The sequence below is a fragment of the Streptomyces sp. NPDC054847 genome (assembly GCF_053610925.1).
This window is the reverse complement of the sequence record NZ_JBSGZJ010000001.1, coordinates 86,737-109,916: the sequence shown is the minus strand read 5'-3', so window position 1 is coordinate 109,916 and position 23,180 is coordinate 86,737. Positions and strand designations below refer to the sequence as shown.

The following is a 23,180-nucleotide window of genomic DNA, read 5'->3' as shown; positions in this document are numbered from 1 at the left end:
GCCTCCCCGGCTGCCGCTTGTGCCCGGACTGTGCCCGCGAGGTTCAGGCGACGGATGCACGCCGTGGATCGGTCGGAACGATCGCGTGCTCGTCGAAGAGCTGCTCAAGGGCTTCGTGGCCGTGCTCGCGACGGTGTGCCATCTCGGCTGCGGTGACCGGCAGGGCCCAGAGGATGCGGGCATGGCCGTCCGCCAGCGGGCAGTGCTCCAGGTCAGGGCCGTGCAGGTAGGGAAGGCTGATCAGCAGGTGGTCGCAGTGGGACCCGGGCAGCCACGGCTCCCCGATGGGCAGGCTGTGCTCGAGATCGAGGTGGTGATCGGCGTGGTAGTAGGCGGTCATGGCCAGGAGATCAGCGGAGCGTTCGTCGCGGACGGGCGCGGTGAGGACGAATTCGAGGCCGTGGCCGTCCATCTCAACCGTGGACCAGCAGCCGGCGGTGATGTAGGCCCAGCTGTCGGCGCGCGGTCCTGGGCTGACGGTGAGGATCTTGAGGTCTGGAACTGCTTCCCTTCGTCCAGGTCCCAGGTCGTAGCCGCTAACCGTGATCGTGTGGCCGGTGAAGAAGTCGCGAACGTGGGCCTCGACGCCTGCTATCGCGCGCTGGTTGCGCTCGCTCTCGAACATGGTGGAGAGGATCTCACGGCTGGCCCAGGTTTCCTGGCTGTGAGTCCGCCCCGCCGCAGGCGGGGCGGACTCGGATGGTCCAGCTGGCCTTACGTGCCGGCGGAACAGCTCGATCCGCGCCGGGCGCGGCACCAGGCTCTCCAGCCCCTCGAACTCTGTGATCATGTGGTCCCTGGGTGCAGGCCCGGCTTCCGGGTCCGCTGTCAGGGAGGTAAGGCGCTCGCGAGCCAGGGAGAACGGCTCGCCCTTCCGCCAGAGCAAGAACAACTCGAAGCCCTCGTCCAACAGGCTGCTGCGACCACGGAACTGGAAGGAGATCCCCGGGGTCCGGCCCCCGCAGGGCCTGCCTCATCCCCACGTACGAGTCACGCCCGTTTCGATGCATCCAGCGACTCGCCCAGCCAGCGCTTGTCCGTGCCGTGCTCGATGACGACGTCGACATCGTTCGGTACCAGCGCCCCGCGCACGTACGACCCGAAGACGTACACCTCCTCCGCCAGGCCCAGCGGCCAGCCGCCACCCTCGAGCCGCGTGATCATGTCGGCCAGCAGACGCGTCGCGCGCTCGCGCTTCACCCGGCCGCGCCCTCGGCATAGGCTGCGCGGAACTCCTGCGCCGCCACGAAAACAGAACCCCGGCACCGCACGCGGCCTCACAGCAAGGACTCCCCCGTCACGGCCGTCTCGCGTTGCATGGTGCGTGCCCCGGTCCCTCCGGGGCCCGACCGGTGCGAGGACGCACGCGCCCCGGTCGGCAGCACCTGAACACTGACAGGACACACCGGATGAGCAACCAGATCGAGACGGTGACGGAGAGCCCCGCGGATGTCGTGCGAGGGCTGTACTACGCGTTGAGCAAGGGCGATGTGCCGGGTGTCCTGGCAAAGCTCGCCCCGAGGTGATCGTCGATGAGCCGAACCAGCTCCCCTACGGCGGCGTGCACCAGGGCCGCGAGGTGTTCGTGCAGTCGATCCTCGCCGCGATGATGGGCTACGCCAACGTCGCCATTACCGATGCCGAGGTCTTCGAGGGCCCGGCCGGCGTCATCGGAACGCTCACCGGAACGCTCACAGCCCACACCACCGGTGAAAAGTTCCCGCTGACCATGGTTGAGATCCACCAGGTCGAGGACGGCATGGTCCGCAAGATCGATGTCTACACCAAGAACCCCCACGAACTCGCCGCGTTCTACACGCGCGCCGAGGCGGGCACCCGCTGACCACGACGCTCGTCGGGTCTGCCAGTGGTGCACACGGAGACCCGCTTCGCTGAGGTCATCAGGTGGTCGGCAGCCATCCGCAGCAGTCGTACGGTGCAGGCATGTGCAGGGACGGAGTGCCCCGGCTGCGGCTGGTCCTGACCACGGACGACGACTCGGGGCCGCGATTGTGTCGCGGGTGCGGTGAGGTGCGTCGAAATGGTCACGGGGCGTCGAAAATGGTCACGGTTAGCGCCTTGTCCCACCGAGCTGCGGCCAGGTCGTCGTGGCGGATCATGTATTTTGTGTAGTACTCCGCGTAGACCCGGGCTTCATTGGCGAGCGGTATCCATTCGCTCGCCAGCTGGAGCCGGTCCTCGTCCGGATAGGCAAACCATTGTCCCTTCGCGGGGGTCTTCGCCAAGATGCTGCCGACCGTCGCCTCGTCATCGGCATAGCCGCCGATGACGAGGTAGGCGCCGGACGACCAGAGGCCGTGGGCCAGAGACCGAAGTTCGTCCAGGTGCGGCAGTTCACGCTCCATGTACCGGGCCAACTGCTGCTGGAAGGGCGACATGTCGTCCCACTCGAGATCCTCCCAGAACTCGTGCCAGTCCTCGTCGCCCTCCTCGAGCCAAAGGGGCAGATCGGCTCTGAGCTCGGCGCAGACGTCGATCTGCTCGCTGACACACGCGGAGTTGGGGGGTTCCGCGACCGCGGTTTCGGTGCCGTCCGGTACATATACGACTCGCGCGTACTGCCCCGGATCATTCCCCAATTCGCCAAAGTCCATCTCTTGGTGCACGAAGAAGAGCAGCGTCCCGTCCGCCGGCAGGTCGAAGCCGTCGACCCTCGGCAGCGCCCCACAATCGACGGAAAGGAGCAACGGCAGCGGAATGTCCCCGGCGGACGGCCACTTCATGCCCACCGGCAGCCGGGGAAACCCACCGATGTGCCCGACCGGAGAACCATCGCCACCCCCGGACAACCCGATCGCCAAACGAAGGTGCTGGCTGAACCTGCTGACCTCGTCGTCCGGGATGCCCAATTCAAGCGCTGCCCGACGAAAATCTCCCTGATGATCCATGTCCGAGAAGATAGACCTCTTCCCAAACCGGCTGCGCCATCGGGGTCATGGTGGGCATGAGTTGTACGTGGCGTGGTGCATGCGAGCGGTCAGTCACCTTGGGTCATCTCAGCGAATCCGCCTCCAGGAAGCCGCGCAGCTCCAAGGCGAGGTCGATGTCCTCTCCGGGAGCGTGATTAGTTCTGACTCCGAAGCACTCGTCGCCGGGGAATGGATGGTGCAGCCCCCCATGTCCGTTGGTCATGGGATCCCACGCGCTTGGCTGAGACCGTCAGATCTCGTTCCAAGGAACACGAGGTTCGGGCACCGTTCACCCACACGAGAATCTTCCGTCAACTCTGCCAAAAACACATTGAGTCCATCACCGCCCCACATCGTCACCGGGAGTGCGGTTGAAAAAGGCTCACTGAGCTTCTTCGAGTTGACCACCGATAAGGTGGCGGCCTGCGAAGTGCAACGAGCGAGGCCCCCGAGCTGTTGATGGAGATGTCTGACGTCTCAACCACGCTGCTCGGGGGCCTCGTTGGTTATCTATCCTGCCGCACTCGACCGGCCCCATGCGCTCGTGGAGTGGGGTCACGATGCTTGTCGCCACCCGCGAGGGTGACCGGCGCTGCAAGCTCCGCCCGTCTCAGCGCGCGATGGTGCACTGGTGTACCTGCGCGAACACACCACCCTGGCGAAGATCGCTGCCGGGTTCGGGATCAGCGAGTCCACCGCTCACGCCTACACCAGCGCGGTCATCCACCTGCTCGCCGAACGCGCCCCGGGTCTGCTGAAGTTCCTGCGCGAGGCCGAGGCGGACTTCGTCCTGCTGGACGGCACCCTCGCCGAGTGCGACCGGGTCGGCGACAGCCGGGCCGACTACTCCTGCAAGCACCGGCGCCACGGAGTGAACGTGCAGGTGGTCACGGATCCGGCCGGCCGGCTGGTGTGGCTCTCACCCGCGCTGCCGGGCCGAGCCCACGACCTGACCGCGGCCCGCACCCACCGGATCATCCGCATCTGCGAGCGCCAGGGCGTCCCTATCCTGGCCGATCTCGCCTACCAGGGCGGCGGCCCCTGGGTGACCACGGGCATCAAACGCAGACCCCTACAGGAACTCACCCTCACCGAGAAGACCGTCAACCGGGCCTTGGCCGCGGCACCGCCACCGGTCGAACGCGGCGTCGCGCGCCTCAAGTCCTGGCGGCAACGCTGAAGAAGCTCAGTGACATCGAGAAGGCGGCCGGTGTGCTGCGCGCCGGCGGCATGGTGGCCCTCCCGACCGAAACCGTCTACGGTCTGGGCGCCAACGCCGAGGACCCCGCCGCCGTCGCGCGCATCTTCCAGCTCAGCAGCAGCGCGAAGGACGCTACCGCGCAACAGGTGTGGCGCTATCACCCGATCAGGTAAGGGACACACCGTCTCGGCCCAGATCTCCTTTCCCTCTGACCCAGGGTGCAAAGCGCAGTTAGGGCGCCGCATGTCTCTCGGTGTCCTCTTTTTGGAGGATCCCCCCACCGCCGGGGGCGGGCCGGACGGTCCAGCCTGACGGCCAGTCGTGGGACAGTTGGTTGTCCTCTGGCGGCACCAGGCGTGTTAGCCGGGCACCGGTGAACTGGGTATCGCGGCCGAAGGTCGCGTTCCTGAACGAGGTGTCGCCGCCGAAGGTCGCGTACTCGAAGTTGGCGTCGCCGTCGAAGGTTGCTCCCCTGAACCAGGCGGCGGCGTTGAAGGTGGTGGTAGGGAACATGGTGAAGTCCTGGAAGGTGGTGCCCGTAAACACGGCGATGCCTTCGAAGGTCGCGTTCGAGAACGAGGCTACGTCATCGAAGGTCGCGTCATGGAACAGGGCAGCGACGCCGGCGAACGTGGCATCCCTGAATTCCGCCCGCGCCAGGTGGCAGTGACGGAAGTCCAAATCGATGAGGGTGGCGTGGTTCAGGTCGATGCGACTGCCCTCCCAAAAGAGCTCGTTGGGTGGAACGAGCTCTCGCTGGTCCGGGGCGCGGGTATCACGGAGGTGAGTGGCAAGGATGCTCTGGGCAGTCAACCGCACCTGCAGTTCCTGGCGCCGCTGGGCATTCGCCTTGCCGCGAAGGAGCACCCAGGCGGCATGCCGAGCCTGAGACAGCCGCGATTCGCCTCTCGGGGTGGAGTCCGGAGGCGGGGTGTAGGGCATGCGAGGTAGGCGCAGATGACGTCCACGATGGTCTGGCGGTGGGTTGGGGCGGTCTGACCGAGCCGTTCCAGTGCGTACAGGCCGCCTAGACGGACGGGGGCCCGTGGGCTTCCGAGCTGTTCGACGGCCTTGGTGTAGAGCTCGGTGAAGCGCCGTTCGGTGGCGTCGTGTTCGGTCTGTTCGGTGGCCCTCTCGTGGTGCTGCTGCCGACGGAACGCCAGCAGCACCGTGACAGCGGCGCCCACGCCGGCCCCGGCAGCCAGGGAGGTGCGCACGACGTCGATCCGCTGCCTTGTCCGTTCTTGGTTCGGTCGGATGCCGTCGGTCTGAGGCATCAGCAGGGCAGTAGTGATCCACACCGCGGCCGCCACAGCCGCGAATGCCAGCGCTGCCCACCACCAGCGGATCGACGGTGCAGAGTGACTGTCCTGCTGCGGCCGCGTGCGCCGGTACAGCTTGCCAGCCGCTGCGGCACAGGCCGCGGCAGCGAGCACAAGAAGGAGCGGGACAATCTGAATGCCGGCAGCCAAGGCGGCCAGACGATGCCAGGAGACAGTGGCCACGATTAGAAGACCAGCCGAGACCGCGATCAGCACGTGCGGGGCGCTTCGTCTCCATGGGACTGGACCCATGCTCCTCCCTCTTGCCTGGCCCAGAGGATTCAGGCTCGGAGGACACCGTGAATGACGTCGGTGGTCACAGGGGTCGCCGACTCGCCGTCATTCGTGGCTGTCACCCGATCAGTAGCATCCGGCGACATCTGCAGGACACCTTCGACGCGAGGCGGCGCGTGCGACGTACGCCGCACACTCCCGTCCCGCAGGCCGAAATCGCGTCGCTGCACTCTTGGACGGCGAGGCCACAGTCAAGGGTCTGCGCCGCGAAGACGGCCGAGTGTGGCTGGTGCCCCACAACCCGGCGTGCCGATCCCAGGTGACAACGCGGCGATTCTCGGCAAGGTGGTCGCAGTTGCGCACTCGTTCAAGCCGCCCCGGGGCCCCGGAGGCGCAGATCGACCAGGCCTACTGCAGAGCTCTCCGGTCAAGCCCGTTGAGAAGCACTGCCCCACCGCGGGACGTGATGGCCCCACTGGAGGCTCGCTCAATTACTCCAAAGAAGACATGGAGTCAGCATCGCGACTTTTACAAAGGCGGCGATCACTTGGGCCAGAGAGTAATCAGGGAGTCGAGTGCTTCGCCGATCCGCTGATTATCGGTGCCCCACCGGGAGCGCAGGTACCGATCGCTCTGGATTGCCTCGAGAAAGATTTCGATGACCGTGCCTTTTTTCGGGATCTTCGCCCGATTGAACACCCAGCGGACGGCCTTGCCGACCTCGCCACTCCCTGCGGCGGCGGGATCGAGGAGCGCTAGGTCGCGGATGAACTGCCGAGGCAGCTTCTTGTATTTTGCTGCATGGAGGCTGTTCGCCGTCCAGTTCTTCAGCTCCGTGTAGACGGTGTGCCCGACGCCGATCCCGCCATCGCCTCGAACGACGAGGTCGATCTCGCGGGCGGACCTGCCGGTGGTTTTCGAGATCTGCCACTCGAAGTGGATCAGCATGGGGTCCGCGCGGACCTTCTTGAGGATGTCGGATTCCTGGGTGGCGTAGCGCATCGCGAACTTCGCGCCGTCGGCCTTCTTCCCGCCCAGCGAGAGATCCTGGATCACCCGGTGGAAACCCGACGACTGATGGAACAGGTTGAGGAAATCGCGGCCGGTGTCGCCGAGCTCCGCGAGCTGCGTCGCAAGCTTCGAGGTAACCTTCACGCCCTGCTTCTCAAGCGCGAGGATCGCGTCGGGGCGGTAGCCAGTGTGGATCAGTGGCTGGGCAGCCTCGGACGTTGTCCGCAAGGCTGTCGCCTCGGCTGACACGGCTGGCGCGGACGCCTTGGCCGTGCTTACGGGGCTCCTGGTCCGGGAGAGCACGCGTCCCTCTTCGATGACCCCGCTCGCGGCCCCCAGGCGGCCGCCCGTCTCCAGACCACCGAACACCTCGGCCACCTCGCCCAGCGCGGCCTTCTGGCCTGCCGTCAGCGTAGTACCAGGCGCGATGTTCGCCACGGTCTGCAGGGTCTGCGGGTCGATCCGCGACAGCCCTTTCACCCCTTGGTGGAGGGCGCGAGGGGCGATGTTTTTCCCCGCCACCTGATGGGCGAGCGCCGCGAGGCGGAGCATCCCCCTGGACGTGGCGCGCCCGGCCGTCCCAATGCCCGCTTTCGCGATACCGAACGCCCCCTTAGCAAATGGGAGGAGCAAGAGCGCGCCGTTGAGTCCTCTCTCCCACACCGTGAGCTCCTGGCCAGTGAGGAGATTACGACCGATCGCTACCTCGGCGATCGCCTTGATCTGCCCGACGACGGGGATGAAGTCGAGCGCGACGTCGATGTAGGGCTTCACGAAGTCGAGCGCTTCGGCGGCTTCCTGGATCGGCTGCGCGGCGCCGCTCATGCGGAAGAGGCTGCTCGTCATCTGACGGGTATCGACCCGCATCAGGCGAAGGTCCGGCAGGTTGCGGATGAACTCCAGCTGGCGGAGGAACTCCTCGTATTCGAGCTCCTCGACGTGTTCGAGCTCTCTCGCAATCCGCCCGGCGCGCTCGCGGCGGGCTTCCATCCTCCCTCGGCGATACTCCTCCTCCATGCCGAGCTTGAACCGCCATTCGGCCTCGGCTCCGCCGTGGTGGCGGCTGTATGCGTTCCCAGCCGCATCGATCAGTTCTTTCGCCGATCGCTCGTCTCGGGTGTACTGGCTGCTGGACAGCTCGCGACGCACGAGCCTGTGGAGCTCTTCCCAGGACTTCGCTTGCTGTGCGAGCAGAGTGCCGCTCCGACGCGCCGCGAAGATGTCGGTGCCGCGGTTCCCGAGGCCGCGGGCAGTGTCGTCGAGCTCGGCCATGAGCGTGCCGAGGCGATCGAAGTACGGGTCCTTCGCGCCCTGGCCGGGGCGTGGCGAGGCACTCGGCCGCCGCCACGGCACGGGTAGGCCTCCGGCGGCCGAGGGCTCGGCGGGATCTGCCGTGTCCGCAGGCCACTGCTCGTCGCCCATCCCAGTCATCCGCTACGCGCCACCAGGGCCCGGAGCCGGGGCAATCACGGCCCCGTCCCCCTCGAACACGTACTTCGCCTCGATGTCGGGGTCCTCGAGGTCGCCGTCGAGGATGCGCTGGGCGCGGCGGACGTTGTCGACCGCCACCCGCCTCAGCTGCTCCTGCGCTGCCTTCACGTCGATCTGGCGGTGCAGGTGCTTGAACTTCTCCATTACCGAGTGCGCGCCCGGGAGCGCTTCGATGTAGAGGCTGGCGGAGGGCACCACGATCTCCTCGTCGTTCCGTAACGACCGCTGGAGCAGGTCACGCAAGGTGTCCCGCAGGTCGGGCTTCAGGTCCTCGAAGGACGGGCGCCCGTCGCCTTCACCGACGTCGTCGCCGTCGGTGTCCCCCTCCTCAAGGTCCTCGAAGTGCTTCTTCAGGCAGCAGACATACTCGGCGAACTCCTCGAGGGTCATGTTGCCGAGGGGATCGGGATCGGAGACGCCGTACTCGCCTTCGGCGAGCGAGACGTAGGGATCCATCATGAACTCGGTGATCGGGTTCGACTCGATCATCGGAAAGATCATGTAGTTCCCGAGGAACCCGACCGGCCGACCGATGTCGGCCACCTCGGAGAGCGGCTTGGTCTCGACCTGTTGCGGCTGAGCCGGCGGGTTGAAGAGGCCGAGGTCGGTCCTCACGTGGAACGGGCGCAGTCCCGCCATCGGCCGGTCAACTGCCACGCGAAGGGCATTCGGGTCGAACGTGTAGCGGCGCGCGGCTTTGTCCTTCTCGAATACCGGAACGGGTACGTTCCGCAGGCGAAGGTAGCGCTGATCGTCGGGTTCGTGCGCCCAGATCGCCTGCATGTAGAACGCGATGTTCTGCACGACGTGTGTGCAGAGCCGTTCGACCTGTGCCACTTGAGTGAGGTGGCTGGCGAGGCGTTCGGTGTACTGGCGCTGCATCGCCTCGAGCGACGACAGCGCGTTCTGCAAACGTGACGCTAGCTGTTCCTCTTCCCGTCGTTCCCGGTCGTAGGCGTCACGCGCTGCACCCTCGCGGATCTGCGCGGCCTCGGACGGACCCCCTTTCCCGCCAGTGAGCAGGTCCAGCCCGCCTTGGACGAGGTCGCCGACGACCGAGAGACCGCCAACGAGCTTGCCGAGCCCCCCGAACAGGCCGCCGCCGCCGGATCCCGCCGACGACGCCGTGCGCTCGATCTGGCGCTGCAGGGCCGAGTAGCGCAAGCCGGCCCCCGCCCGCCGGTCCTCCACGTCCTCCTTCAGCTCTTCCACGAGTTTGCGGTGGCGGAGCAGGGCCTGCCGCATTTCCTTGAGCACGACCTCCTCGCTGATCACCGACGTGGAGGCGTAGCCCAGCGCCGGGTTGAAGGAGTCGTCGAGCAGGACCCGGTTCAGGATCCAGTCGTGGCGAACAAGCCACGCGGCATCGATGGCCGAGGGGGGCGGCACTTCCTGGGCAACGAGTACCACCGATTGGAGGCGGTGCAGCTTCTCCGAAACGCGGAAGCGCCGTTGGAGCTCGTAGAAGAGAAACGTGACCGGGATCTCGTCGTTCGGGTTCTGGATCTCACCGGACTCCGTGAACTCGGACTCGAAGACCTCCTCGGTGGTGACCTCGAGCTTGCGTTCGTTGCGATACTCCTCCGCGCTCTTCAGGATCGCCTCGCGGAACTCCTTCTTCACGGACTGCGAATGCTGCTCAGCGTCGCGGGTGAAGGTGGACGTGGTGGTGGCGCTGCCGCCCACGGCATCCTTACCGACGCTGACCGTGCCGCTTTGCGACATCGCGAAGTTGGTCTTGGCAGCGGCCCGGGCCACGATCTCGGCCTCTGCCCGGCTCCGTTCCTCCGACTCCATCCGCCGGGAGATGAGGTTCGACTCGACCTCGTGCTGCGCCCTTTTCGTCTTCAGGACGGTGCGCTTGGAGAAGCGGCGGATCTCCTTCGGCGCGAGCGGGATAGTGCTCACTAGCTCGCCCACCTGGTAGGAGACGGGGCTCCAGCGCTGACGGTAGGTCACCATGAGACCGAAGTTCACGCTCCGGTGGCGCGCGCTGGCAGCAAAGAACCGGAACGGGTAGGAGCTCCCACGAGCGGCTCGCAGCCGGTCGATGATGTCGTGCGTGGGCCGGAACGGCTTGTTCGCCTCGGTGTCGAGCAGGAGCCGGCGGCCATGGGCGACGAGCCGTTCGGCGTCGGACGTCAGCAGCTGGATCTGCGCCCGCAAGGCGATCGAGGCCTTGGTGTTCGCGACGCGAACCAGCTCGCCGATGTCGAACACGTCGATTTTGGGGATGTCGTCGGGGTTGAGCGCGGCGATGACCCGCTCGCGGAGCTGCTGGATACGCGTGGCCAGAGAGCTCAGGTGCGTGCGTGAAGCTGGCGGCAGGGCACGCCACTCCTCGAGCGAGATATAGACGGCAGAGGCGACCGCTGGTGGCACCTCGGAGTCGGCGGCGGTTCCGAGGTCCCAGATGCTGTCAAGGAGCCTGTCGAAGAAACGGACCGGCTGAGTGGCCAGGAGTCCGCCGATCTCGTTGACTGCCGGCTCACCACCCCGCTCGACGATCTGTTCGTAGGCAGCCTCGACGTCGCCCAGCAAGCGGTCGTCGAGCGCCTCCTGCCACACCGGCTCGAAGGCCACCTGCAAGTCGTGGAAGTCGTGAAACGCCGGGACGTCGGCCGGACCGGGAGCCAGTTGGACGCCGCTGATCGCATCCGAGACTCCCCCGGCCGTGAGCGGACCTTCGAATTCGGTGCCCCCGGCGAACTCCACAGGATGCTCCGGAGGCACCTGACGATCGAACAGTGCGGCGACAGCCCGGTCTCTGTCGAAGACCACGTTGCCACCGACAACCGGCCCGTCCTCGACGGGCGACGGCCCTTCAATCGTGTCGTCGTCGGACGGACCCTCGTCCGGCGCTTCGCCGCCCGGCTGCCCCTCCGACGCCCCCGTGACGTCGAGGCAACGATCGGCGTCGTTCCGTGGGCGGCATGGATCGGGCTCCAAGTGCCGTCGGTAGACGGCCGGAGGCTTGTCGAGGGCTACTCCGAGCGCCTGCTCGAGCTCCTCCTCGGTGAGGGTAGTCAGCTGATTCGTTCCTTCGAAGATTGCGTCGGCCGCGTCCTTCGTGAGCAGGAATCTGCTGGGTCGGCGGATCTTACCGACCTGCGTCCCGACTTCGGGGTCCAGTTCCGTGTCGACGAGCGTGGAGACGTCCGCGGCGACCGCGGTGCGATGCACCGTCTCGATCTCGTCGTCGGAAGATACGAAGCGCCCGGAGGCCCGCTCGGAATCCGACACCGCCGACAACTCGGCCCGGAGTCTCTCGCGCACGCCGTCCCGATACATCGTGCGGCGAGTGGCGACCGAGTCGAACCTCGCCGTGAAGATGCTGTCGCTGGCATCCTGGATGACTTTGGCGTGCTCGTAGGTGGCCTCGATCCCCTCCGCGACAGTCTCCGCCGGAGCGGTCACCGCGGTAGGCACCGGAATCCCGGCCGCCTTGAGCACGTCGGGGGAGAGTCCGATACGGAACTCCTCATCGGACACCACCCCACGGCGGATCTCCGACGAGAAGACCATCCGCCGGTTCCGATCCGAGCCCGCCGCTTCGGGTGCGAGCACAACAACCTGCACGTCCCACTTGGGGAGGCAGAACCGCGACGACAGATGCCACGGTGGCACGGGGATGCGGATGCGGAATGCGCCGTCGCTGCCGGAGACCGTTGACGCAAGCCTGGCCGAGCGGCCCCGGCCGGTGACATGGTGAGCCTCCACGATGAGGTCCGGCACTCCAGTGGTGGAACCGGTGAGGGTCACCTCCCCGGCGACCGCAGGACCCGTCCTATGTGACGGCATGGCTCGACCTCCTCCGTCAGCCCACCACGCGGTGGACGAGACGTAGCCTGATGGTCACTGGGCTTCGTGGACACAAATAGCGGTCACTATGCGACAACAACGTAGCGACTCATGACCATGCACTTCCTGCTACCAGGGTTCGTTTACTGCGTTTGGCCCAGCCTCTTTCAAAGCGCGCTGCGGCGCGCCCTCCCAGCGCGCTCATGTACGGGATGGGGCTGGCAGGGCCGCTGGCCGTGGTCACGGCGATTCGGCATGTGGGCCGTCACGGTCGTCCCGGGCTGGGCGAATCCTGGGCCGAAGGCGTACGCGCGGTGCTGGGCCGGGCGCTCCGTGCCGGCCGGGCCTTGGAGCGGGTCCTGCTGCTGGCCACACCCGAGGGCCTGTCCAGCTCGTTCGCCACACAGCCGGTGGAACGGGTCCGATCTGCAGTGAGAACTCGAAGCCGCAGTGCGTGAGCAGATGGGGACGGCATCCCCGGCTCAGACGTAGAGCCAGGCACAGGGCCCTCGGGTCGTCCCGCCGAACCATCAAGCGGCCCGGGCGAGGCCAGTCGCTGACGCACGCCGCCCCCGGGCCAGACTGCTCGGCCCCGCGGGCGTCAGTCTGGACTCGGCCCCCGATGGCAGTAGTGCCAGTGGGGGTCGTGAGGCTCGAGTCCGAACAGCTCGCGTACGTACACGGCACCGTTCCAGCACTGCCGGTAGGGCGGCCGACCGTCGTCGTCGGCATCCACTGTCGCCGCCCCGCCGTCCAGCGGGCCGCCCTCGATCCCCAGCGTGTACGTCGTCACGGTTGATCAACGCCCTGGAGGGCACCGGGTCACCGCCGCTGCACGACCTGATGGTGCTGGAGCTCTACTGGGCCGGCCGGTGGTCGATGACGGTCTCCTCGCAGGGGCCGTCGGCGAAGGTCTTGAGCGCATCGAGCTCGGCCTTGTCGACCGCCAGGCCCCAGCGGAGCTTGGTGCCGATCTACTCGCCGATGTAGCGGCAGTACTGGTCGGACGCGGGCGGGAGCCACTCGGCCGGGTCCTGGTCCGCCTTCGAACGGTTCGTCCGAGCCGTGACCCGCAACCAACGAAGCAGCGGCACCCTGGTCATTGGCGTACGCCTCGCGCTTCGCCGCGGCCCAGCCGGAGGCTCCAGCTGGCAGGGAGCGTCATTCGAACCGTGCGGTATTCGTATGGCTGGTTCAGTGGCCCCAATAGGCCCGGTAATCCCAGTGATGGCACCGCACCAGCGCACGTCCGTCCTGGGTGCGGTGAAATCACTGGGGTAGCGGGCGCGGTCAGTCAGGGCTCAATGGTCAGTGCGGAAAGCATGAGGTCGACCGGTGCGGCTGCTTACGAGTCGGACGGGTCGTCGGGGGCAAGGCCGTTGGCGCGGCGGCGGTGTCCTCGGGCGATTGGGTGAAGCGGGGGGCGTTGCCGTTATCCGCGCCTTCTTCATGCGTTGGTGGTGCAGGCATCCGCATGATCTTCCGCTCGCGCGTGCTCTCTCTGTACGTGGAGCGGATCCGAATCAGCGTCGCGGACATCACACCAGAGGAGAAGAAGGCATATGAGTTTTCATCGGCTGAGGCGGTTGGTGACCAGCCTGGCGGTAGTGGGGCTGGGCGTTGCGCTTCCTCTTGTCGCGAGTCCCGCGTCGGCGCAGGCGGTACCGCAGCTGTCCATCGTGAAGAGCCACGTGGGGAACTTCGTCCAGGGACAGGCGGGTGAATACAGCATCGTCGTGGGCAATACCGGGGACTTTGCCACCACTCAGCCGGTCTTTGTCGAGGATGCCCTTCCCACCGGTCTCACGGCAACCAGCATCTCAGGCACCGGCTGGGACTGCGACCTAACCCCGTTGAGGTGTGTCAGGGTCGACGACCTGGCGCCCGGCGCACAATTCCCTGCGATCACGCTCGTCGTGGACGTCGCCGATAACGCCCCGGCGAATGTCGTCAACACCGCCACGGCCACCGGCGGCGGTAGCCAACACGCGACCGCCACCGATCCCACGACCATCGAGGCCCCGCCGGCCGCGGCACTGAGCATCGACAAGTCCCACACCGGTAACTTCACCCAAGGCGGGAGTGGCAGCTACACGATTGCCGTGTCCAACGCCGCCGGCTCAGGCACGACGGCAGGCACCGTGACCGTGACGGACACCCTGCCCGCAGGGGTCACTCCCACGGGCGCCTCCGGGACCGGATGGTCCTGCGGCATCTCAGGGCAGACCGTCACCTGCACGCGTTCCGACGCGCTCGCGGCAGGTGCCAGCTACCCGCCGATCGCCGTCACCATCTTCGTCACCGCCAGCGCACCCTGCAGCTTCACCAACACGGCCAGCGTCTCCGGCGGCGGCAGCTCCGCGGCCTCCGACAACGACCCGACCACGGTCACCGGCGGAACCTGCAACGGCGGCAACGGCGGCAACGGCGGGGGTGGATCGCTCCTCCCCATCAACCTCAACGGCATCTTCACGATGTTCAACAACATCAGCACCAACAACAACATCAACAGCCCCGGGGGCACCAACACCACCAACCAGAACTTCACGAAGACCACCAACTGAGAACCAGCGCCGCATCAGGGCCACTATCCAAAGCGGTGGCCCTGTGCGTCGTCGATGACGGCGGCGGGTAGCTCCGTCGGCGGGGTGCCCTTTGCGATCCGGTCGACCACTGGGGCGATCGCCTCGTACATCCGCCGCGACATCGGCTCGACGGAGGTGTCTGCGAAGGCCCCGCCGCTGATGTCCTGCTCCAGACTCTTGAGGTAGTCCACCAGTTGGGAACCGGTGAGCGTGATCTCCACCAGCCCGCGCTCACCAGCGGCGCCACCCAGGTTGCGGGGCTTGGCGTCCTCGTGCGAGTCGACGCTCTCGTGCGGTTCCGGCTGGTGCGTTCCCACAGGTCCTTCGTGCAGGTGATCTTGAGGAGGCGGCGCATGCGGCCTTTTCAGGCGCTCCTCGTGCCCGGCGGGCGGCTCATGTGCGCAGCTGGTGACAAGAACGAGGACGGCCAGCCGCATGTCTCGGTCCGCCAGCTCGCGTGATGGCATGAGCGCCTCCCGCGGATTCCCTTAGCGCCGTTTCGGTTCGTAGGGACTCCAGCCGCGAAGGGAGGGCCGTAGGTCCTCGGGGGTGGTGCGGGGGTCGTCCGGCATCCCGGGAAGTCGAGGCAAAGGGTCGAGTCCGGCAGCATGGGTTCTGCACCAGTTGATCCATTGCCGGACTGTCTCCGCGTTGCCGGAACGACCGTTCTCCAGGTATTCCTCAAGGGCGTCGCAGTAGGCGTGGATGCGTTGCGCCTCGTGCCATGCATCGACTTGGGCGGCCAAGGTGGTGGTGCGGTGGGCGTGGATGAGCGCCGTGCGGGCTTGTTCCATGGCGGCCTCCCACTGTTGTCGGGTCTCTTCCTCCTTTCTTTACTGCTCCGTGCGCCGTTCTGCGTTGGCGCGGGCCCTGTGGTCGATTTCGGCGAGTAGGTGGGGGAGCTTGTCCTCAAGTTGCCAGCGGCTTCGGTCACCCCACTGGTGGCGGCGCCCGCGATGGCCCCAGTCGTGGGCGAGGAGCAGGTCCGGTTGGTGAGAGGGCTGGGTGGTGTGTGCGGTCACGCGCTGCCAGGAGTACTGGACGCTGACTGGGTCGGGGACGGATTCGGTTGATTCCGTCATGTGCAGGTCGAAGACGTCGCTGTCGGCCGTGATGGTGAGAGTGGGGTCGGGGGAGTTGAGGCAGCTACCTGATAGCCCTTGCTTTCGGCGGCTAGCGCGAGGGCGTGCAGGATGTGTTTGGCCCGATCCTGGCAGCCAGGGCAGACGGGTACGTCGGCTTGGTGGACCTCTGGATGCAGGCCGGCGCCCTGGAGCGTATCGGGGACGGGCACGGGCTGGTGGCGAGGCCGTGGTGCGCCGGCGCCCGGAACCAGAGTGAGGATGAAGTCTCCTTTGTCCCGTCCCTGGCATCGCAGGTCGTGATCACGCGGGACGAGGCTCCGGCTTTGGGCGGCATGAACCAGGCGGCGTAGTCGAGCGCGTTGCGCAGGGGGTGGGTCGGTGATCCGTAGGGTTCCGCCGGCGTGCCGGATCTGCGTCATGAGATCCGCCGGCTCGTTCGGAATGCGCATCGCGGTCCTTCGCCAAGTCGTACGGTCCGGTGCGGGGGTCAGTCGCGGTGAGCCCGTGCCTCTCGCAGGAGAGCGGCGGGGACACCCAGCTCGCGTTCCAGTCGCTGGGCCGCGGCGGTCTGCCCTGCTTCGCGGAGGGCGCAAATGGCTGCCTCGGCCACGCCGCCGATGCGAGCGACTTCATGGCGCAGCGCGGCCAGCTCGGCGAACTGATCGACTGCTTCGGCCCCGCACCAGGCGCGGACCAGGTCCCGGCCCGGTCTGTAGGTGCGGTCCACTTCGATGCAGATTTCGGGCGAGATGAAGCTGCCCTCGTTCCGGCCGCGCCCGGGGTAGTACTGGCCGTGGATCGCGCGTTGCCGCTCGCGTTCTTCCTGTCTTGCGAGCGCGGCAACCAACTCTGCAGCGTGGTGGGCGGCGAGGCGGCGGGCGATGTCGAGGGTGGTGGGCCATGGGGCGGTGACGGTTCCGTCAGCGTCGACGCGAGCGCGTGGATCGGAGGTGAACACGTCCTGCATGATGCCGAGACGCGTCGCGAGCCGGGCGGGGTCGTAGACGTAGAGCAGGCCGCGTTCTCGGCCTGACTCTTCCAGTCCGACCATGTCGTCCTTGGGACAGTTATCGAACACGAAACTGACTGCAATGAGTTCGGCGTCTTCGTCCTCGGGACAGTCACGGATCAGTTCGTTCCATGTCTGCTCCGCCTCGAGCCAGGCTTCGCATTTCTCCCAGCGCACGCGCAGCCGGGCAGGCGACACCCACTCCTGTCGGTCTTCGGCCTCTACAGCGACGAACCGCACCTTCACTCGAAGCGGCCGATTCGTGCCGATCTTCAGCACTTCAACCTCGCTGACCGGTCCGTGATGAGGGGACACCCGGTAGCCCCACCGCTCCCCTACGACCGGCCCTTGCACCGCGCCGCCCACCCTCCGCCCCTTTCAAGACACTGCTGAAGGGCCCATCGTGCCCACACGCTCCTCTCATCAGGGCCGGAACGGGGAAACCGCCACCAGGACGGCGGACCGACCGGCCACACGACGGGGCCGCTGCGATGCTGCAGCGGCCCCGGCCCGAGGTGCAGCGAGGGCGCGGTCGGTCACCGGGCCGTGGTTGGTGGCAGAAACGCTGTGAAGGAAAGCGTGCAACCTCTGCCTCTCGAGCTTCCCGTCGAGCGACAGGGCGGTGCGCAGGGACTCGGCGCTGACGTCGCGGGGGATGTTCAGACGGCGTTCGCCGTCGCCGATGACTTCGCCGATGGTGTGCTGGGCAACTCCGGGGTGGTGGCGGATGAGCCAGTCGAGCATGCGGGCCACCGGTGTGGTGATGCCGTAGAAGAGGGACGGCTCGCCGGGGCTGACGCTGCTGTCGAGTTCCTGCCCGGTGGCGAATTCTTCGAGGACGGCGTGCCGGATGGTGGTGGCCAGGTCGTAGGGGTTGATGATCTCGTCGATGCCGGTGGCGACGTTGAAGGCGAGTTCGTCGGCGACCTGGTGGACCGCGGCCTCGGTGCGGTAGCGCATGGCCCAGCGCTTGCGCCGGTGGGGCCGCTCCCACAGGACGCTGAGAAAGGTGCGGGTGAAGCGCTCGCGGATGCTCGTGGCACTGAGGGACAGGAAGTCGTCTTCGCCGGCGGCGAGGGTTGCTGCGACGGCTTCCGGGGAGCGGCGGCGTTGTTCGGCCCAGTCCTCGGCGACGGGCCGTGCCCAGAAGTTGCGGCCGTTGATGGTGGCCTGGGGCGGGGGGACGGCGCTTTCGCGCCGGGAGATGTAGGCACGCAGGGTAGAGGCGGCGATGCCGCCGATCTGGGCCATCTCGGGGATGCCGACGAGCTGGTCGGCTGCGAGTTCCGGCGCGGTGAACTTCACGACGCAGGACGCGAGCGGGCGGGCGTCCTTGGGGCGGTGTGCGGCCGGCCGCCGGCAGGGACGGCCCGGCACCGCCACCCGCACCACACCCACGCCATGACCAGGGCCTCGGCAGACGGTCCTGCTCGACTGGCCGCACTGCGACAACGTGACCGGGCTGCTCCGGTCGGCATGGCTCGCAGCGTGCCTGGACAGCATTGGCACTGCCTAAACGGTCGAGCAGTCCAGGATTCGCCCGTCGGTGGTGCCGATGAGCAGTCGGCCAGGTTCGGTAACGGTCAGCGCGGTCGCCACGACGGGTACTCCGGCAACAGTCAGGTGCCGACGCCAGCGGACGTTGCCGTCACGGACATCGAGTCCGACGATCTCGCCATCGTCGTACGTGACATAGACGGTATCCGTGTCCTGGTCGAGGTCCGTGGCCTTCCGGTCTGTCCGAAAGACCCAAGTCGGCTCTTCACTGGCTACCGTGCGCCGTACGACGAACGAGCCGCCGAGCTGCAATCCGTGGCCGTGATAGACGGTGCCGGCATAAATCAGGTCACCGCCGGCGGTCTCCACGCCGGGGCCGGCGAAGTGTGTCTCACCTGGCTTCCAGGAGTGGGACACAAATGATCGACCTCCGCCCCCCTCGGCTCACGCGGACGTTCGGCAACCGGTATGGACCCCAGGTCCGCTGCCGCAAGCCAGGCTTCACCTGGTCCAGGCTGCTGCCCGACCTTCGTGGAAATGGTTTCCCGAAAGTAGATCCGGCTGCCACGCCGGATGCGCAACCTGCTCCGTTCCCCGTTCCGCCCAGCGGGTGCGCGGGCAGACAGGCCGTCAGCACATCGCACCAGGGAGACCGGGCCGGCGGGAGTGTGGTAGTCGAGCTGCGCCCCATCCTGTAGCGCGAGCCGGACTACGGCCTGAGCACGCTCCTCCCACGGTGGCCGCACCAGACCAACCCAGGCCGATCGCTCATCTGCGGCGAGGACAATGTCACGGCCACCACCATCGTCGTCCCGGACAGCCCACTGCCGTCGCCCCGAGGGCAGCCAGGACTCCAACTGGACCCCGTCGAGCGTCGCCACGATTCTGCCGTCGGACAATTCTTCAACCGCGCGTACGTTGCGTCGCGGGACCCAGTTCGTACTCAGACCGGAAACCGTCTGGCGGGCATCCTCTCTACGGTCGGTTCGCGGGGCCCCTACCCGTGGTCCGGCCAGGTCATATCCGGTGATCGACCGGGGTGGTACGACCCTCCAGTCGGGCCGATGCACCACTGCGACGTGCCCTGCCTTCCACGCGTCCTTGTCCTGCCAGTCGTCAGGCGGTGCCATCAGCAGGCTTAGTTCCTGTTCGCTGAGCCATTCCAAGCCCAGGACTTGGCGGCCGAGCTCGTGCTCGATGAGCGACACGGCGCTGCCCGTCTCCAGGTCCAGAAGGAGCAATTCCCCTTCGAAGAAGTAGCCGCCGTCGTAATCGCCCGTGCCGACTACAAGGAGAGGGAGCCTGGGGTGGAAAGCCATGGTGCGCACGGGATAGCGCGCACTGAGAAGCGCTCGGCAGGTCAGATCATCGATGCCGTAGACACCAACCGGCGCAGTTCTGCCGAACTCGTGCATGCCCGCCACCGCCACGTGTGTGCCCGCCACTGCTAGCAGGCCGCGGCCCTCGTCATGGACGGCGAGGACGGGATCACCGGCCTCGGCGAAGGGACGGTCACCGAGGATTCGGTCGATGCGGAACGAGATGGTCATGGTGGTGATCTTCGCAGCGGCCGGGAAGCTGCGTGAAGCCACGGACTTCAAGAAGCCGAACAGAAGAAGCCCTTGTCATCTCGATATCCGGGAAGGCGAGGGCTTCTTTGCGTTCCGGACTGCTTCCGGTGGGACGCTCGTGCCGGATGAGAGCGATCCGCTCATTGTTCCAACCGATCTTTCAGAGCGAGTTGCGGAGTCATCCCAAGCAGATGATCGCCCAAGCGAGTTGGTGGAGGGCCGCAGGGAGATCGGCGCTCATCTGCTTGACGACCCATTGGCGTTGCAGCGTCTCGGCTCTTCGACTGCCGAGGTGGGCGGCTTGCCAGCACTCGACTGGCGATTCTCCCACTAGAGCATCATCGACGACGTCAGAGACAGAGCAGCTATCTCTGCCCCTTCCGGCCTCCCTCATTACGCCGTAATGAACGTCCTCAGATGCCTCGACGACTGGCTATGCCGTTTCGTTCGGATCACATGCGTCGGCTCCGTCGCGTCCGTGTGCGCCCAACTAGTGACCTCATTCGGAGATCCTTAGGCGGTTCGCCCAACTCTCAGCGCTGCCACGGCTGGCGATGCAGAGGCGAGTCTCACCCGGTCGGATGTGGGCCCGACTGCCGGTCGATTGCGGCGGAGGTCTGCCGAGGAACTTCCGACTCGGGTCACCGGCGGTACGCGTCGCGGTACCTGCTCAGTCGGGGACCGCGTACGGCGGGCAGCCTGACCAGGGTGTAGTCGAAGGCGTGGCGGTGGGGCGTCAGCGAGCACCAGGGGTGTGGCGGCAAGGGGTAGTCGTCGCGCAGGACACCCTCCGGGAGCACTCCGGTCGCGGGCATTGGCGAGGTCTCGCCCGGGTGGGCAAGGTACGCCCAGAGCCCGCTGTCCAGCGGCACCACAGCCCCCTCCTCGCCGGGCGGACGCCAGGGCGCGCCGGTGAGGGGGTGGCGGGGGACGAGGAAAATGTCGGGGCGGGGCCGGGGCGTGCCGATCCCGGGGTCGGCCAGTCCCACGGTCCGGGTCTCGTGTCCGGCGGGGAGGTACCGGCCGACGGCGTCGCCGAGCAGCTCGGCGACGGGACCGACGGGGAGGGTCACCGGGCGGTCCTCGGTGGCCGCCACAAGGTGGGCCAGCATGACTCCGACCGCCGTCTCCCAGCGGCGGCTCCACGACCCGTCGGGTTCGACGGGTGGGACGCGGTGCTCGGCGCGCTCCAAATCGTCCCAGTCGGGAGGCCGCCCTGCAGGGAGCCCCGAGGGGCGGCGTTCGACCGCGTCGGGCTCCAGCCACACCGTCTGCCACATCCCGCAGTCGTCCATGCGGGTCGCCGCGGCTCGCCCGCATCCCTCGCACGCCAGGTTGGGGCCGGCCCGGCCGTCCACGCCCTGGCAGTAGCCCTCGCACTTCTCGGGGATCAGGGTCATGGACCGGGAGTCGCCAGGGGCGATGACGATCCTGTTCCGCGCGCCGAAAGAGACGGAGTACACCGGGGCGTACACGCACTGCCGAGCAGCCGCATCCTCTCCGACCTCCTCCCACAACCGCCAGGGCGGTCCAGTGGGCCGGGGGTCGACGGCGTACGTCGCGGGTTCCATCAGCGGAGGATGGAGTTCCTCCCAGCCCCCGTGATGGGTGTGGACCGGGAGGGCGACTCGGGACACCGGCGCCGTCAGCTCGGTGCCGCACCCGGCACACGCGAACACGTCCAAGCAAGCTCCCCCTCGCCCCGGTTCTCCGCCCGGATTGTGCCTCGCCCTCCGCGAAGAATCCACCGGATTCCGGAGCAGCTCCAGAAACCTGAGTCGGAAGTTCCTCTGCAGACCTCCGCCGCGATCGATCGGCGGTCGGGCCAACATCCGACCGGTGTGAGACTCGCCTCGGCATCGCCAGTGGCAGCGCTGAGAGTCGGGCGAACCGCCTAAGAATCTCCGACTCAGGGTCACTATGGTCAGAGCTGTAGTTCATGCACAGGTCGGAAGGCCCGTCTGGATGCAGGGCCCCAATCCTCAGCACAGGTCCGCCTGACCAGACAGCTTACGTATGCGCAGGTCATCGATCCGTGGCAGGCGAAACCAGTTGACGGGGTCGGCAGAATGTCCGGCATGGGTACAGACATGAGCGGCTTTCTCGAATATCGAGCGTCGCAGGACGACCGGGAGGCAGCCTGGTACGCCGCGTACGACCTCGACTCCCTTTACCAGGGTCGTAACTATGATGCGTTCGGCTGCCTCTTTGGGGTCCGCAACTACGCCAACTTCCGCCCCTTGGCTGCATGCCGAGGTCTGCCCGCCGACGTCTCGGCTGCCGTGAGTGCGCAGTTCGCGCAGCTGACCGAGTGGTACGGCGAGGATGGCTTTCATGACACCACGTGGATCACCTGGGCCGAGGTGAAGGCGATCGACTGGGACGAGCCTGCAGCGAAGCCTGACAGCCGGCTTCACGAGTACCGCCAGACTCCGAACGGGCTCAGGATGACAGGCAAGTCCGCCTGGAGTCCTGCGTTCGCCGAGGCTGTCGGTCTCGAAAGAGGCGAAGACCGGGAGTGGCCCGACGGAAGTGAGTGGCTCGTCGGGGACACGCTCTACAGATCGGTCACCATCCGCCGCAGAGACGCCGTCACCAAAACCGGCGAGTGGCAACCTGTCTGGAAAGCTATGGAGGCACTCGCAGCACAGCACGGTGACGACAACGTGCGCCTCGTCGTGTGGTTCGACGACTGAGCCAGTCGCTGCGCCCCCTCGCCGGACGCCTCTTTCGGATCATCTCGCTGACCAGCCTGAGCAGGCGCGTGGCTTCCCGGACCCACGCAGTGACCTGTACGCCCTCGGTTGCCTGCTCTTCGAGTTGATCACGGGACGACTCCCGTTCCTTGCCCTGACGGCCGGCTACCAGGAGCGGCCCGTCCCCAGCGCGGGTCTTTCGAGGAGTCCCCGCCGCCTGGGGACGACCTCGTGACGACCCTGCTGAGCAAGAAACCCGAGCAGCGGTACCCGGATGCGTCCGCTCTCTCCCACGCTGCAACGGCTCGAAAGCAGGCCCGCGCAGGTACGCGCCCCCGCGCGACAGCGCCCGCACCGATCACGGCGCCAGGGGGTGTCGTCAATGTGATGCGTCAGCCCGGGACTGGGGAACGGAGGCTGCTGCCTTGAGGTAAGCCGACCGTGCGATCGACCGCTCCCCGGCGACATGATGCTCCTATTGGTCGTCAAGCGGCGGTGAGCCAGTCGCGGTAGGTGCTGGTGAGGTCGTCGTCCCGGTGGATTCCTCGTTCGAGGGTGGAGATGGTGGCGGGCTGCTGTGGTGAGGGTGATGTTCTTCGACTGCCGCAAGGGACGCAGATCGGCGATCGAGGGCACGGCGACCGTGGTGGTCAGACAGCGGAACATCTCCCGGGCGATGGCCCGTTTCAGCAGCCGGATGATCTCCTTCTTCGTTCGGCCGGCGGCGGTCTGCCGCGTCACGTAGTC

21 protein-coding genes and 4 pseudogenes are annotated in these 23,180 nt (G+C 67.0%); 9 read left to right on the top strand and 16 right to left on the bottom strand.

Features of this window, described 5'->3' with window-relative positions; genetic code table 11:
• Positions 1-43 precede the first annotated feature (43 nt).
• Together ACWGH4_RS00740 and ACWGH4_RS00735 are read right to left on the bottom strand one after the other, a co-directional pair.
• Positions 44-625 (bottom strand): suppressor of fused domain protein, encoded by a 582-nt coding sequence (locus tag ACWGH4_RS00740; protein ID WP_453454122.1) that lies wholly within the window; start codon positions 623-625, stop codon positions 44-46.
• Positions 626-990: 365 nt separating this feature from the next.
• Positions 991-1,200 (bottom strand): nucleotidyltransferase domain-containing protein, encoded by a 210-nt coding sequence (locus ACWGH4_RS00735; RefSeq protein ID WP_453454120.1) that lies wholly within the window; start codon positions 1,198-1,200, stop codon positions 991-993.
• A 322-nt stretch (positions 1,201-1,522) separates the two neighbouring features.
• On the opposite strand from ACWGH4_RS00735, the gene ACWGH4_RS00730 reads away from it, so the two are divergent.
• Positions 1,523-1,843: a nuclear transport factor 2 family protein gene (locus ACWGH4_RS00730; RefSeq protein ID WP_453454118.1), complete on the top strand. Its 321-nt coding sequence runs from the start codon at positions 1,523-1,525 to the stop codon at positions 1,841-1,843.
• Between the two features lie 202 nt (positions 1,844-2,045).
• Here the strand turns inward: ACWGH4_RS00730 and ACWGH4_RS00725 are convergent, their stop codons facing one another.
• Positions 2,046-2,909 (bottom strand): DUF1963 domain-containing protein, encoded by an 864-nt coding sequence (locus tag ACWGH4_RS00725; protein ID WP_453454117.1) that lies wholly within the window; start codon positions 2,907-2,909, stop codon positions 2,046-2,048.
• 523 nt (positions 2,910-3,432) lie between these two features.
• Here ACWGH4_RS00725 and ACWGH4_RS00720 point away from each other — a divergent pair.
• Both ACWGH4_RS00720 and ACWGH4_RS00715 read left to right on the top strand, forming a co-directional pair.
• Positions 3,433-4,101 (top strand): annotated as a pseudogene (locus ACWGH4_RS00720) (transposase family protein); the annotation flags it as partial.
• 41 nt (positions 4,102-4,142) lie between these two features.
• Positions 4,143-4,244 (top strand): annotated as a pseudogene (locus ACWGH4_RS00715) (L-threonylcarbamoyladenylate synthase); the annotation flags it as partial.
• A gap of 118 nt (positions 4,245-4,362) precedes the next feature.
• Here the strand turns inward: ACWGH4_RS00715 and ACWGH4_RS00710 are convergent.
• Positions 4,363-4,950, bottom strand: a complete 588-nt coding sequence (locus ACWGH4_RS00710) for a pentapeptide repeat-containing protein (RefSeq protein ID WP_453454115.1) — start codon at positions 4,948-4,950, stop codon at positions 4,363-4,365.
• Positions 4,941-5,669, bottom strand: coding sequence for a hypothetical protein (locus ACWGH4_RS00705; RefSeq protein WP_453454113.1), 729 nt, complete (start codon positions 5,667-5,669; stop codon positions 4,941-4,943). Before ACWGH4_RS00705 ends, ACWGH4_RS00710 begins: the two co-directional genes overlap by 10 nt.
• Before the next feature lie 238 nt (positions 5,670-5,907).
• Between ACWGH4_RS00705 and ACWGH4_RS00700 the strand changes: the two are divergent.
• Positions 5,908-6,053 (top strand): annotated as a pseudogene (locus ACWGH4_RS00700) (LexA family protein); the annotation flags it as partial.
• Positions 6,054-6,230: 177 nt separating this feature from the next.
• On the opposite strand, the gene ACWGH4_RS00695 reads toward ACWGH4_RS00700, so the two are convergent.
• The 4 genes and pseudogenes from ACWGH4_RS00695 to ACWGH4_RS00680 all read right to left on the bottom strand — a co-directional run.
• The gene (locus ACWGH4_RS00695; RefSeq protein ID WP_453454112.1) at positions 6,231-8,120 is read right to left on the bottom strand and encodes a pre-toxin TG domain-containing protein; all 1,890 of its coding nucleotides are present in this window, start codon (positions 8,118-8,120) and stop codon (positions 6,231-6,233) included.
• Between the two features lie 12 nt (positions 8,121-8,132).
• Positions 8,133-11,951: a hypothetical protein gene (locus tag ACWGH4_RS00690; protein WP_453454110.1), complete on the bottom strand. Its 3,819-nt coding sequence runs from the start codon at positions 11,949-11,951 to the stop codon at positions 8,133-8,135.
• Positions 11,952-12,591: 640 nt separating this feature from the next.
• Complete coding sequence (locus ACWGH4_RS00685; protein ID WP_453454109.1) at positions 12,592-12,783, bottom strand: hypothetical protein; 192 nt, start codon at positions 12,781-12,783, stop codon at positions 12,592-12,594.
• Positions 12,784-12,847: 64 nt separating this feature from the next.
• Positions 12,848-13,139, bottom strand: a pseudogene (locus ACWGH4_RS00680) (HNH endonuclease); the annotation flags it as partial.
• 440 nt (positions 13,140-13,579) lie between these two features.
• On the opposite strand from ACWGH4_RS00680, the gene ACWGH4_RS00675 reads away from it, so the two are divergent.
• Positions 13,580-14,554, top strand: a complete 975-nt coding sequence (locus ACWGH4_RS00675) for a hypothetical protein (RefSeq protein ID WP_453454107.1) — start codon at positions 13,580-13,582, stop codon at positions 14,552-14,554.
• Between the two features lie 23 nt (positions 14,555-14,577).
• Here the strand turns inward: ACWGH4_RS00675 and ACWGH4_RS00670 are convergent, their stop codons facing one another.
• Positions 14,578-14,892 (bottom strand): hypothetical protein, encoded by a 315-nt coding sequence (locus tag ACWGH4_RS00670; RefSeq protein ID WP_453454105.1) that lies wholly within the window; start codon positions 14,890-14,892, stop codon positions 14,578-14,580.
• A 171-nt stretch (positions 14,893-15,063) separates the two neighbouring features.
• A complete protein-coding gene (locus ACWGH4_RS00665; protein WP_453454103.1) occupies positions 15,064-15,369 on the bottom strand; it encodes a hypothetical protein in 306 nt (101 codons plus the stop codon).
• A 392-nt stretch (positions 15,370-15,761) separates the two neighbouring features.
• On the opposite strand from ACWGH4_RS00665, the gene ACWGH4_RS00660 reads away from it, so the two are divergent.
• Positions 15,762-16,010, top strand: a complete 249-nt coding sequence (locus tag ACWGH4_RS00660; RefSeq protein ID WP_453454101.1) for a hypothetical protein — start codon at positions 15,762-15,764, stop codon at positions 16,008-16,010.
• 137 nt (positions 16,011-16,147) lie between these two features.
• On the opposite strand, the gene ACWGH4_RS00655 is transcribed toward ACWGH4_RS00660, so the two are convergent.
• The 4 genes from ACWGH4_RS00655 to ACWGH4_RS00640 all read right to left on the bottom strand — a co-directional run bounded on the left by ACWGH4_RS00655 (position 16,148) and on the right by ACWGH4_RS00640 (position 19,716).
• A complete protein-coding gene (locus ACWGH4_RS00655; RefSeq protein WP_453454099.1) occupies positions 16,148-17,035 on the bottom strand; it encodes a hypothetical protein in 888 nt (295 codons plus the stop codon).
• A gap of 57 nt (positions 17,036-17,092) precedes the next feature.
• Positions 17,093-18,067, bottom strand: a complete 975-nt coding sequence (locus tag ACWGH4_RS00650) for a hypothetical protein (RefSeq protein WP_453454097.1) — start codon at positions 18,065-18,067, stop codon at positions 17,093-17,095.
• Positions 18,068-18,181: 114 nt separating this feature from the next.
• Positions 18,182-18,535, bottom strand: coding sequence for a hypothetical protein (locus ACWGH4_RS00645; protein ID WP_453454096.1), 354 nt, complete (start codon positions 18,533-18,535; stop codon positions 18,182-18,184).
• Positions 18,511-19,716, bottom strand: a complete 1,206-nt coding sequence (locus tag ACWGH4_RS00640) for a hypothetical protein (RefSeq protein WP_453454095.1) — start codon at positions 19,714-19,716, stop codon at positions 18,511-18,513. The genes ACWGH4_RS00645 and ACWGH4_RS00640 overlap by 25 nt, the downstream gene beginning before the upstream one ends.
• On the opposite strand from ACWGH4_RS00640, the gene ACWGH4_RS00635 reads away from it, so the two are divergent.
• Positions 19,697-20,071, top strand: a complete 375-nt coding sequence (locus tag ACWGH4_RS00635; RefSeq protein WP_453454093.1) for a hypothetical protein — start codon at positions 19,697-19,699, stop codon at positions 20,069-20,071. The genes ACWGH4_RS00640 and ACWGH4_RS00635 overlap by 20 nt on opposite strands.
• A 307-nt stretch (positions 20,072-20,378) precedes the next feature.
• Here ACWGH4_RS00635 and ACWGH4_RS00630 read toward each other — a convergent pair whose 3' ends face one another.
• On the bottom strand, positions 20,379-21,308 hold the full coding sequence (locus ACWGH4_RS00630) for a hypothetical protein (protein ID WP_453454092.1): 930 nt from the start codon (positions 21,306-21,308) through the stop codon (positions 20,379-20,381).
• Between the two features lie 507 nt (positions 21,309-21,815).
• Between ACWGH4_RS00630 and ACWGH4_RS00625 the strand changes: the two genes are divergently transcribed.
• Both ACWGH4_RS00625 and ACWGH4_RS00620 read left to right on the top strand, forming a co-directional pair.
• Entirely contained in the window at positions 21,816-22,433 is a 618-nt protein-coding gene (locus ACWGH4_RS00625; RefSeq protein WP_453454090.1) for a hypothetical protein, read from the top strand.
• Between the two features lie 577 nt (positions 22,434-23,010).
• Positions 23,011-23,178, top strand: coding sequence for a hypothetical protein (locus tag ACWGH4_RS00620; RefSeq protein WP_453454088.1), 168 nt, complete (start codon positions 23,011-23,013; stop codon positions 23,176-23,178).
• Positions 23,179-23,180: the final 2 nt, after the last annotated feature.

Coding starts and splice junctions, on each gene's coding strand:
- ACWGH4_RS00740 (WP_453454122.1), bottom strand. CDS start 625: ATGTTCGAGAGCGAGCGCAACCAGCGCGCGATAGCAGGCGTCGAGGCC.
- ACWGH4_RS00725 (WP_453454117.1), bottom strand. CDS start 2,909: ATGGATCATCAGGGAGATTTTCGTCGGGCAGCGCTTGAATTGGGCATC.
- ACWGH4_RS00695 (WP_453454112.1), bottom strand. CDS start 8,120: ATGGGCGACGAGCAGTGGCCTGCGGACACGGCAGATCCCGCCGAGCCC.
- ACWGH4_RS00665 (WP_453454103.1), bottom strand. CDS start 15,369: ATGGAACAAGCCCGCACGGCGCTCATCCACGCCCACCGCACCACCACC.
- ACWGH4_RS00635 (WP_453454093.1), top strand. CDS start 19,697: ATGCGGAACGAGATGGTCATGGTGGTGATCTTCGCAGCGGCCGGGAAG.
- ACWGH4_RS00640 (WP_453454095.1), bottom strand. CDS start 19,716: ATGACCATCTCGTTCCGCATCGACCGAATCCTCGGTGACCGTCCCTTC.
- ACWGH4_RS00630 (WP_453454092.1), bottom strand. CDS start 21,308: ATGGAACCCGCGACGTACGCCGTCGACCCCCGGCCCACTGGACCGCCC.
- ACWGH4_RS00625 (WP_453454090.1), top strand. CDS start 21,816: ATGGGTACAGACATGAGCGGCTTTCTCGAATATCGAGCGTCGCAGGAC.